This window comes from Nostoc sp. (assembly GCF_035638895.1).
GTDB lineage: Bacteria > Cyanobacteriota > Cyanobacteriia > Cyanobacteriales > Nostocaceae > Nostoc.
In genome coordinates this window covers 1-10451 of record NZ_DASQZC010000506.1, presented here as the reverse complement: position 1 = coordinate 10451, position 10451 = coordinate 1, and the positions used below count along the sequence as shown (strand labels likewise).

Annotated in this window: 10 protein-coding genes and 1 pseudogene; 8 read left to right on the top strand and 3 right to left on the bottom strand. The window is 39.9% G+C overall.

Annotated elements, in window-relative coordinates; genetic code table 11:
- The 3 genes and pseudogenes from VE944_RS25150 to VE944_RS25140 form a co-directional block, all read right to left on the bottom strand.
- A pseudogene (locus VE944_RS25150) lies at positions 1 to 83 on the bottom strand (nickel-dependent hydrogenase large subunit); the annotation flags it as partial.
- A gap of 117 nt (positions 84 to 200) precedes the next feature.
- The gene (locus VE944_RS25145; RefSeq protein ID WP_324983524.1) at positions 201 to 1163 is read right to left on the bottom strand and encodes a hydrogenase small subunit; all 963 of its coding nucleotides are present in this window, start codon (positions 1161 to 1163) and stop codon (positions 201 to 203) included.
- A 435-nt stretch (positions 1164 to 1598) separates the two neighbouring features.
- Positions 1599 to 2390, bottom strand: coding sequence for an Rpn family recombination-promoting nuclease/putative transposase (locus VE944_RS25140; RefSeq protein WP_324983523.1), 792 nt, complete (start codon positions 2388 to 2390; stop codon positions 1599 to 1601).
- A 467-nt stretch (positions 2391 to 2857) separates the two neighbouring features.
- On the opposite strand from VE944_RS25140, the gene VE944_RS25135 reads away from it, so the two are divergent.
- The 8 genes from VE944_RS25135 to hypD all read left to right on the top strand — a co-directional run.
- Positions 2858 to 3832, top strand: coding sequence for a hypothetical protein (locus VE944_RS25135; protein WP_324983520.1), 975 nt, complete (start codon positions 2858 to 2860; stop codon positions 3830 to 3832).
- Positions 3833 to 3910: 78 nt separating this feature from the next.
- Positions 3911 to 4177: an asr0689 family protein gene (locus tag VE944_RS25130; protein ID WP_324983518.1), complete on the top strand. Its 267-nt coding sequence runs from the start codon at positions 3911 to 3913 to the stop codon at positions 4175 to 4177.
- 7 nt (positions 4178 to 4184) lie between these two features.
- Positions 4185 to 4409, top strand: coding sequence for a hypothetical protein (locus tag VE944_RS25125; RefSeq protein ID WP_229561040.1), 225 nt, complete (start codon positions 4185 to 4187; stop codon positions 4407 to 4409).
- Between the two features lie 49 nt (positions 4410 to 4458).
- Positions 4459 to 5304 carry a NifU family protein gene (locus tag VE944_RS25120; RefSeq protein WP_324983513.1) on the top strand — a complete coding sequence of 282 codons (846 nt, stop codon included), beginning with the start codon at positions 4459 to 4461 and terminating at the stop codon, positions 5302 to 5304.
- 419 nt (positions 5305 to 5723) lie between these two features.
- A complete protein-coding gene (locus VE944_RS25115; RefSeq protein WP_324983512.1) occupies positions 5724 to 6938 on the top strand; it encodes an NHL repeat-containing protein in 1215 nt (404 codons plus the stop codon).
- Positions 6939 to 6958: 20 nt separating this feature from the next.
- The gene (gene hypF / locus VE944_RS25110; RefSeq protein ID WP_324983509.1) at positions 6959 to 9304 is read left to right on the top strand and encodes a carbamoyltransferase HypF; all 2346 of its coding nucleotides are present in this window, start codon (positions 6959 to 6961) and stop codon (positions 9302 to 9304) included.
- Between the two features lie 71 nt (positions 9305 to 9375).
- Entirely contained in the window at positions 9376 to 9636 is a 261-nt protein-coding gene (locus VE944_RS25105; protein WP_324983506.1) for a HypC/HybG/HupF family hydrogenase formation chaperone, read from the top strand.
- Between the two features lie 282 nt (positions 9637 to 9918).
- Positions 9919 to 10451: hydrogenase formation protein HypD (hypD, locus tag VE944_RS25100; RefSeq protein WP_324983504.1), on the top strand; the 533-nt coding region annotated here is incomplete at its 3' end.

Below are 10451 nucleotides of genomic sequence, written 5' to 3'. Positions count from 1 at the left end.
CGCCCATTCTCAATGTCAACTCGGACATCTAAATCACCTTCAACTCTACCGACGGGTGATATATCTAATGATTGAATTCCCATATTTGTCCTTTGTTATTTGTCCACAAAGTTTTGATAGTCAGAAGCTAACCCTTAAACTTCTCTGTTTCTCCCTTGTCATTGGTCATTTGTCTTTTACTAATGACCAATGACCAATGACTAAACTGTAAAAAAGTCTTCTTCTGCCCAAGGTGGTGCTGCATCTTTTGCAACCATTGTGAGTAAGGCGTAGTCTTTTTTGTTAACTCCTGGCGGTAATTCTTTAGGAACTCCCATCACTGTTTGGGTTTTAAATACAGTTCCAGGTTTAAGGTCAAAGAAGGGGAATTCTGGTTCTGTGCAACCTAAACAAGGCATTCCGGCGCGAGTTTTGGAAGAGACGCGATTCCATAAAATGCGGTTGCAGGAGGAATGAGTCATGGGGCCACGACAACCCAAGTCGTAAAATAGGCAGCCTTTACGTTGTCCAAATTCGGCGGTTGATGCTTTGTAGGCAAAGTGAACGTTGCGGGTACAACCTGTTTGGGTATAGGTGTTGAAGAAGGTTTGGGGACGATTTAGTTCATCGAAAGCAATGTCTGCTATGCGTCCAGTAGCGATCGCAACTAATATCTGCGTAATCCAGTCGGGATGGGCGGGACATCCAGGTATATTAATTACAGGTAATCCGGCTTGAGACACAAAGTCTTTACCTAAAAAACCGCCTTCTTGACGTTTGAGAAATTGTAAACCTTCCGATTCGCTGGGGTTGGGTGACATGGCGGGAATTCCTCCCCATGTGGCACAGTCTCCCACGGCGACGATAAATTTAGCGACTTTGGCAAGGTCTGCTAACCAATCTTTCATGGCGCGATCGGCAAACCGATTCCATTCGCCTGTACCCTTGGGGGCATTAACAACGCTGCCTTCAAATACCAAGATATCTAAAGGAATTGTGCCAGAAATACAATCCCGTAGCAGTGTTTGCAAGTTGTTGCCTAGTTCCACTCCCAAGGAAGGATGCCAAAGTAAATTGATGCCAAAGTCGGCAATTAAATCGCAGACTGTCGGTTCTTCGGCGTTGAGAAATGACATGGTGTTGCCTGAACAAGCACCACCTTGCAGCCATAGTACATTAGTCATCGGCTAGGTGTTTTTGTATTGTTTACCATGCATGATGTAGGTGATAATGCTTGTAAAGTCTCACCTGTTTATCAATATTTATTTTTTAATCTTAAGATATTTTTTGGTTTAATTCACTTTCATTAAAAAAGAATTAATCATTAACAACAGCTAAAAGTTTAACGAAATTATTTTAAATTATTATGTTTGTTATACTCGTAACAGATTTAACAAATAAAAATAGTAAAAACAAAATTATTTTTTACTTATTGACGTTAAATAACCTCGCGTACTGAATTGAGACTGTTAAAACTCTGTAACAATTACTGCTAGCTGTTAATCAGTGCAAAAAGATGAGTATTTTAAGCAGTCAGATTCTAATGCAATAACCGAGTCAAATTTAGCAAAATATTGGGGTGCAAAGTCTTGCACCCCGTCAGCTATATATCAGTTGTTTTAAGATTTTGATTGTACAGCTTGCCTAACAACTTGTTCGTCGAAGCCTAACGCTTGAGCTATTTGCTCAATACTAAACCCCAACCCTAATAAGTGGGGTATTGCTTCTAACTTAGCTTCTTGTATACCTTCTTGTTTGCCTTCTGCAAAAACATCTTGGTAAAATCTAGTTTGCTTTAACTCATTTGCTCCAAACATTTTTTTGATCTCCTCCTGGCTCAATCGCGGCAACTTGTAGATTAATATCGTCTCTATCAATTGTATAATTTCCCTAATAGTAGCGACATCTGAAATTTGCTGGCGGGCGCTGTTGACTATTTCTATAGCTCTTGTTGTCGCAGTTGATTCGGGTTCAATGATGAGTTTAACTGTCTCTATGCCGATTGATGATGCCTCAATTGAGCTTAATTCGTCAAGATAGACGCGAGTTACTCGTTGTGAGTTGAGTAATTCTGTATATCTTTCGGTATCTCCAGTATCAACGCTGCGGTTGGAGAAGATAACAACACCACGCCAATTGTTGGTTAATTCGGTTTTGTCAAGATAGTTAAAGATTTCGGTAAATAAACGCGAGTAGAACTTTTTGTCTGGTTGAAATTGCACTTCGGCAAAATAAATGGGTAGTTCTGCTGCATTTGGGAGGAAAACGCCATCGATTCTAAACGCTAGTTGTTTGACTTCAACTGAAGAAAATTGGTAAACACTAGCTAGTTGGGGCGGTTGGTTAATCAGTTCAAAGAAAGTAGTAGGGATACTCTGAAAGATCCGATAGAAGATACTGTCTGTTTTCAAGGGAGCTTGTTTTACAGTTGATGAATATATTTTACACTTCAACGATCCCGTGGCGAATCTTTGGAGTATACAAAAACTAGCTGGTAAGATAGTGCATATATGTATGTCAACAATTCAATAAAGAATATTTGGATTGTGTCGAGTGATGATACAAAAAGTATTTTAAAAATATTAGGTGTTTAAAATTGACATTAATATTAGCAATTTCCCCCTAGAATTTTAGAAATAGGGTGTTTTATAGTAAAAAAATTGATTGGGCATGGGGTATTGGATATTGGACATGGGATCAAATCTTTTCCTAGTCCTTAATCTTTAGCCCTAGTCTCAGACAAAAAGGGGAATTCCGCCTAAAGGACTCGAAGCCTGCGTAAATCAGTATGGCCCGTGATTAGACACATAAAGCGTGTCTTGATCATTCGTGGGCGTTGACAGACTCAATTCCCAATAGGCTAGAGTACGGCAGAGTTATGACCCCCAGCATTACAGATTCGGCGGTGAAGGCTGCGTTAGCAGCTGTTGCTTCAGAGTCAGCCTCAGCAGAAGAAAAAATCCAAATGCTGATCGAGATAGCACAGGGTTTTCAAAAAAAGCCGAAAGCTGCCCAAGACTTGCGAAATGCAGTTGGGTTATATTACCGGGCCTATGAAATGTGTGGTGAGGAGTATCCCCTACTGAAAGCCAGGGCCCAAGTGGGCATGGCAGGGACGTTACAGGCAATACCGGATGCTGACTACCAACTGTTGCTGCAAGCGAAAGCAGGTTATGAAGAGGCGTTACCGATTTTACAACAATTAGCTTCTCCAGAGGAAGTAGCAGAGACGCAGATGAATTTTGGGCTGGTGTTGCAGTCGCTTGTACCGTTCAATTTGGCGCGGATAACCGACAGTATCCAGGCTTATCATGAGGCGTTGCGGGTGTTTACCTGGGAAGATTACCCTCAAGAATACGCGATTTTGTATAACAATATTGCGATCGCTTACCTTTCTATGCCCCTAGCATCAGAACGGGAATACTTGCGTCAAGGGTTAGCTGTGCAATCATTTGAGGTAGCACTAAAGCATATTAATCTGATTGACCATCCTAGAGAATATGCGATGTTGCAAAACAATTTAGGTAACGCTTTGCAATATTTAGTGAGTTCCCATCCTGTGGAGAATAATTTAAAGGCGATCGCAGCTTATGATGAAGCGTTAAAAGTGCGTAATGCCAAAGATACACCCGTAGAGTACGCTAACACAATTTCAAACAAAGCCAACGCCCTATTCAACTTACCAGATGACCAAGAAAAACCAGAAGCTGGTAATCCTCAAAATCTTTTGCAAGCGCGTATCTACTATCAAGACGCTTTAGAAATATTTACGAAATACCAACAAATTGCCCAAGCAGAGGTAGTAGCCCAAGCACTACAAGATGTAGAAGCAGAAATAGGGAATAGGGGATAGGTTATTTATTCTTTCTCCCTCATCTCTCCACTCCCCACTCCCTACTCCCCTAATTCCTAACAATCAGGACAGAACAGCATGAGAGACATTTTAACCTATCCAAATGTGATAAATTTTATCACAAGTTTAGCAGATGGTGAATTGAACATAGCAACAGAAGTTTCGTGGCTAATCATAGCATTAGTCTTGTCTATGGTCGGCGGTGCAATTGGTGGAATGCTGTTAGCTGGGAAAGATATAGGCTATCAGTTTTCAGCAATGCTTGGTGCATTATTTGCCCCGGCGGGTGCAATTCCCGCCATCCTCTTAGGGCTTGCTGCCTTAAATTTCTTGACAAATTATTAGGAGAAAAATGTTAGAGATAGGTTGGTTTTCTGCTAAGTTATTTTTTAAAGGAAAGCTACTACGCGACCCAGTGTATTTTGTTAAGCAAACTACTATTGGTATTGCTATAGGTTTCTTACTGCTAGTGTTACTCGCACAAGCTCCAATTCCCTTCTACTTACCAATAATATTATCTAGCTTAGTGACGGGTATGATTATGCCATTTCTCCTCAAAGACTTCAAAATGAAGTGATTAGTCATTGATGAATAACTAATGAATAATGACCAATGACTAATGACCAATGACAAACCTTGAAGAATTAGTTCAAGAAATTAATCGTTTTGAGGCAATTATATCTGAGTGGGATGAAAGCCAACGGTGTGTAGCGGTGGGTCTAAAAAGAGCAATTGAAGCTTTGCATAAAGCTGCATTAACTAGTTTGATTAAAAGCCTAAAACAAGAATCAATGCCAGCTTTGCGTCATGCTGTTGCAGATGAATTAGTGTATGCAGTACTACTGTATCACGAACTAGTAAAACCACCGAAACCTCCACTTTCACAACGTATTCAGACAGCCCTTGAAGAAGTTCGCCCAGGTTTAAAAAGCCATAATGGGGATGTAGAACTAGTGGCAATTAAGCCACCAGATACCGTAGAAGTTAGATTAATCGGAACTTGCAGCAGTTGTCCGACTTCTACTTTGACTTTATCTCAGGGAGTAGAACAGGCAATAAAAAACCAGTGTCCTGAAATTACTAAAGTTGTTGCAGTCAATAATAGCTCTGCTGTTAAGAACGCGAATTCTGGTTTAATCAGTCCATTCTCTTCAAAAATAACTTGTACTTGGATCAAAGTAGCAACTATTGATGAAGTTCCTGAGTTTAGCGTAATCCCAGTACAACTTGCTGGTACTTCACTAATTTTACATCGTCAAGGCGTTACAGTTAAATGTTACCGTAATGCTTGTACCCATCTAGGATCTCCCTTAGAAAAAGGTAAAGTTGAAAATGGTATTATTACCTGTCCTGCCCACGGATTCCAGTACAAATTAGAGACAGGTAAATGCTTAACCGTGCCTGATGTTTCGCTTCAGTCGTATCCAGTCAAGGTTAAAGACGATAAGGTTTTTGTGAAACTACAAAAATGATAATGCCAAGGTAAAATTTCAGCAAATATACTTGGCAATTAGTCAATCATGGCTAATTTGCTTTTTCATTTCAGTAGTTCGCACATTCATTTTAGTGTTTTGTGCAAGCAAAATGCCCGAATGCTTTCTCAATATCTCTAAATTCATTCTCATTTGTGTAATTCAGGTATTGATTTTAGTGTTTTGAGAAAGTAAAAAGGCATATTACTTTCTCATTTCAGTAAATCGCGCACTCATGCTAAAGATTCGCTATGTAGCAAAAATTACTAAAAGCCATATTAATTTTTTAAGTTTGATTAATACAGAAGTTTATTAAAGGTTTTAACTGAATTTGAAAGCATAATGCAAAACCGTTACTGTTGTTACATGCTAATCAACATTAATGTTTTTAAATAATTATCAGCGTCTATCTGCGGTTCATGGATATCCCAATCATAATTAATTCCATATCACAATTACCGCTAGAAGCAACAGAAAATCCTCAAGATTTACCTCTATCACCTCAAGGTGCGGAGGTAATTTTAGGCAATATTATTGAACCCGAACAATTAGTCATACCTGTAGCGCCCAATGCCACAACGATGTTTGGGCCTCGTGGTGCTTGTTTGTTATCAGAAACTGGCCCATTATGGGTATCAGATACAGGACATCATCGATTATTAGGATGGCAGAATTTACCCACTAGAGATAGTCAACCGGCTGATTGGGTAATTGGCCAGCCTGACTTTTATCATGAAGGACAAAATGCTAAAACTACACCGGGAAAGGCAACCTTAAGTGTACCAACAGGAATTTGTGCTTGCGGCGAAGGATTAGCTGTAGCAGATGCTTGGAATCATCGGGTTTTGATTTGGAACAGCTTACCAGAAGATAACAATGTTCCAGCAGATTTGGTGTTAGGGCAAGTTAATTTTACCGATAATGAACCAAATCAAGGAAATCAAGCAGCATCTGCTAGTACAATGCACTGGCCTTATGGTGTTTTCTATCATCAAGGACGGCTATTTATTGCTGACACTGGTAATCGAAGAGTATTAATTTGGCATCAATTACCAACAGAAAATGGTCAACCTGCTGATATAGTTTTGGGACAACCAGATATGATATCTCGCAATGAAAACGGCGGTGCTTCTGCAACCGCAGCGAGTATGCGTTGGTGTCACGACATCACCTTTTGGGGAGAAAATCTGGTTGTTAGCGATGCAGGTAATCACCGGGTAATGATTTGGCAGAGAATACCCACAGAAAATAATACACCTTGTGCAGTAGTTTTAGGACAAAAAAACTTTGATTTTGTGGAAATGAATCAAGGAGTTTATTTGCCAAGTGCTAGTAGTTTGAGTATGCCTTATGGTGTGGGTGTGGCTGGCGATTGGTTAGTAGTTGCAGATACTGCTAATTCCCGTTTGTTAGGGTGGAAGAAGCCAGAATCAATTTTATCACTGCAAGGTGCGACGGCAAATGCGCTTGCAGGACAAATAAATTTTCAAAGTAAAGGTGAAAATCGTAATTTCGGACTACCAAAACGAGACAGCTTAAATTGGTGTTACGGAATAAAAATTTGTGGCAAAACAGCAGTCATAGCTGATTCTGGAAATAACCGAATTTTGCTGTGGCAGTTTAATAATTCGTAATTTTTGAAAGTCAGATTTATATGCCGACTGAAGAAATTAGAGTTCGCGGTACTGTTCAAGGAGTAGGATTTCGCCCTACAGTATATCGTCTGGCTAAAGCTTGCAGTTTGCGTGGAGATGTTTGTAATGATGGTCAAGGTGTATTAATTAGGGTATCTGGTGGTGAGGAAGCAATAACAGAATTTGTTGCCAGATTGCAAACAGAATGTCCACCGTTAGCAAAAATTAATCAAATAACAAGAATTATTTATAAAGGTGAATTTAAATTTGATAATTTTGTGATTTCTACTAGTGTCAGTAATGCCATTAAAACAGAAATTACCCCTGATGCAGCTACTTGTCCACAATGTCAACAAGAAATATTCGACCCCTTTAGCCGCTTTTATCGCTATCCCTTTACTAACTGTACTCATTGCGGCCCCCGCCTGAGTATTATTCGTGCAATTCCTTATGACAGAAGTAACACCAGTATGTCTGCGTTTACTATATGTTCAGAATGTGCAAAGGAATACCATGATGTCGAAAACCGCCGTTTTCACGCCCAACCTGTAGCTTGTCATGCTTGCGGCCCTTCAGCTTGGTTAGAACGCGCCGATGGAAAATCGGTTACTGCTTCCATGTTCTCCATGTTGGATGATGTTGATGCCGTTTGTACCTTGTTGCAAAAGGGTGAGATTGTAGCAATTAAAGGGTTAGGTGGTATTCATCTGGCTTGCGATGCAACTCAGGAAACCGTTGTACAAAAACTGCGTCAGCGTAAAAAGCGCTATCATAAACCCTTTGCTTTAATGGCACGAGATATTCAAGTAATTGAACAATATTGTAGTGTCAACGCTAAAGAAAAAGAATTATTGACAAGTTCTGCTGCACCAATTGTTTTACTACAAGCGACAGGTAAAAAAGTAGCACCATCGATAGCATTGGGGCAAAATACCCTTGGTTTGATGCTACCTTATACGCCATTACATCATTTAATTTTACGGCGGATGAATCGCCCAATTGTTTTAACAAGTGGCAATCTTGCCGATGAACCACAATGTATTGATAATGACGAAGCAAGAAATAAATTAGGGATAATCGCTGATTATTTTCTCTTTCACAATCGAGAGATTATTAATCGGGTAGATGATTCGGTGGTGAGAGTTATCGGCGATAAAGTCCAAATAATTCGCCGTGCCAGAGGATATGCACCAGCACCAATTAGTTTACCACCAGGATTTGACAATATACCGCAAATTTTAGCAATGGGCAGTGAGTTAAAAAATACCTTTTGCTTATTGCGTGAAGGAGAAGCAATTCTCTCTCAACATTTGGGAGATTTAGAAAATGCTGCGGCTTTCAATGCTTACGAAGACACTTTGAATTTGTACTTAAATCTATTTGAGCATCAACCAAAAATAATCGCCATTGATAAACATCCTGAATATCTCTCAAGCAAACTTGGTAAAGAACTCGCAGATACAAATCAAATCAAAATTCATCAAATTCAACATCATCATGCTCATATCGCTGCTTGCATGGTAGAAAATGGGATTCCTTTAGATGCATCTCCGGTATTAGGGATTGCTTTAGATGGTTTAGGTTACGGTGATGATAGTACACTCTGGGGCGGAGAATTTCTTTTAGCAGATTATCGGAAATTTCAGCGACTAGCAACATTTAAACCAGTAGCAATGATTGGTGGTGAACAAGCAATTTATCAGCCTTGGCGTAATACTTATGCCCAATTAATAGCTGCTAACCTTTGGGATGACTGCCAACAACAGTACGCTGATTTAGAAATCATAAAATTTCTGAAAAGTAAGCCACTCAAACTACTCAATCAACTGATTGAGAAAAAAATTAACTCTCCTCCAGCGTCCTCAGTGGGGCGGTTGTTCGATGCAGTGGCGGCGGCTATCGGTATTTATAGAGATGAATGTAGTTATGAAGGACAAGCTGCGATCGCAATGGAAGCTATAGTAGATGTTAGCAGCTTAAATAATAATGAAGAAACGCTAATATATCCTTTTAATTTTAGATTTTCAGATAGGATTTATTATATAGACCCGCGTCCAATGTGGCAAGCATTGTTCCATGACTTACAGCAGCAGATTCCACAACCAGTCATGGCTGCCAAATTTCACAAAGGTTTAGCTAATGCCATTGTGAAGATGGTTAAGCATCTTTCTCAAGAAAATCTGATTTCTCAGGTAGCTTTAACAGGAGGAGTATTTCAAAATTGTATATTGTTAGAGCAAGTTACCAAAGGATTACAAACATTGGGGATAAAAGTACTTACTCACAGCTTAGTTCCAGCTAATGACGGCGGGTTATCTTTAGGACAAGCAGTTATTACAGCCGCACAATTCATACATGAGTCTTGATTTGTGAAAAAACTCACAAATAATTCTCTCTGTGTTCTCCGCGCCTCTGCGGTTAGTTTATCTTAAAAAAAATGTGCTTAGGAATCCCCGGACAAATTATAGAAGTTACCAACGTTAGCCATAAATTAGCCCTAGTTAATATTGGTGGTGTTAAGCGTGAAGTAAATATTGCTTGTATCGTAGATGAACAACATCCCCCCGAAGCTTGTATTGGAGATTGGGTATTAGTCCATGTTGGCTTTGCCATGAATCGAATTAACGAACAAGAAGCAGCAGAAACATTACAACTCTTCCAAGAATTAGCAACAGCACAAGTAGGGATTAGTACTTAAATAATTCGTAATTCGTAATTCGTAATTCGTAATTAAGTTTTGTGACAGGGATTTAGACCCACGGTACTCGGTTAAATAATAGACTGTTTTCGTCTCACCCAAAGGCACAGAGAAAAAGTTTAAAACTCATGCCTTTCTTTCTTTCTTTCTTTCTTTCTTTCTTCGCGCCCTTTGCGTCCTTCTCTAACGAGACGCTGCGCGTAGCTTGCTTCTCCGTAGGAGTATGCGGTTCGTTGAAAAAAACTCCTTACCACAAAAGCGAAATTAACTGATACACATCCTATGAAATATGTTGACGAATTCCGCGAACCTCAAAAAGCTGAAGCCATACGCCGCGAAATCGCCAAATTATGCAACCAGCTAGAAAAACCCATCAAAATCATGGAAGTATGCGGCGGACATACCCATTCCATATTTAAATATGGTATCGAAGAAATTTTACCCCAAGCCATTGAACTAATTCATGGGCCTGGTTGTCCAGTATGCGTTATGCCAAAAGGCAGATTAGATGATGCGATCGCAATCTCCCAAAATCATAACGTCATTTTTGCCACCTTTGGCGACGCAATGCGAGTTCCCGGTTCCAAAACTACTTTACTGCAAGCCAGGGCGCAAGGTGCAGACATTCGTATGGTGTACTCTCCCCTAGACAGCCTGCAAATTGCCAAAGATAACCCCGACAAAGAAGTAGTCTTCTTCGCATTAGGCTTTGAAACCACAGCTCCCAGCACCGCCTTCACCATCCTGCAAGCAGCAGCCGAAAAAATTTATAACTTTAGTATGTTTTCCAATCACGTCCTCGTGATTCCCGCCCT

Bases quoted from the DNA above. Each gene is read 5' to 3' on its own strand.
- VE944_RS25145 (WP_324983524.1), bottom strand. From the start codon at position 1,163: ATGACTAATGTACTATGGCTGCAAGGTGGTGCTTGTTCAGGCAACACC.
- hypF (WP_324983509.1), top strand. From the start codon at position 6,959: ATGCCGACTGAAGAAATTAGAGTTCGCGGTACTGTTCAAGGAGTAGGA.
- VE944_RS25115 (WP_324983512.1), top strand. From the start codon at position 5,724: ATGGATATCCCAATCATAATTAATTCCATATCACAATTACCGCTAGAA.
- VE944_RS25130 (WP_324983518.1), top strand. From the start codon at position 3,911: ATGAGAGACATTTTAACCTATCCAAATGTGATAAATTTTATCACAAGT.
- VE944_RS25135 (WP_324983520.1), top strand. From the start codon at position 2,858: ATGACCCCCAGCATTACAGATTCGGCGGTGAAGGCTGCGTTAGCAGCT.
- VE944_RS25125 (WP_229561040.1), top strand. From the start codon at position 4,185: ATGTTAGAGATAGGTTGGTTTTCTGCTAAGTTATTTTTTAAAGGAAAG.
- VE944_RS25105 (WP_324983506.1), top strand. From the start codon at position 9,376: ATGTGCTTAGGAATCCCCGGACAAATTATAGAAGTTACCAACGTTAGC.
- VE944_RS25120 (WP_324983513.1), top strand. From the start codon at position 4,459: ATGACAAACCTTGAAGAATTAGTTCAAGAAATTAATCGTTTTGAGGCA.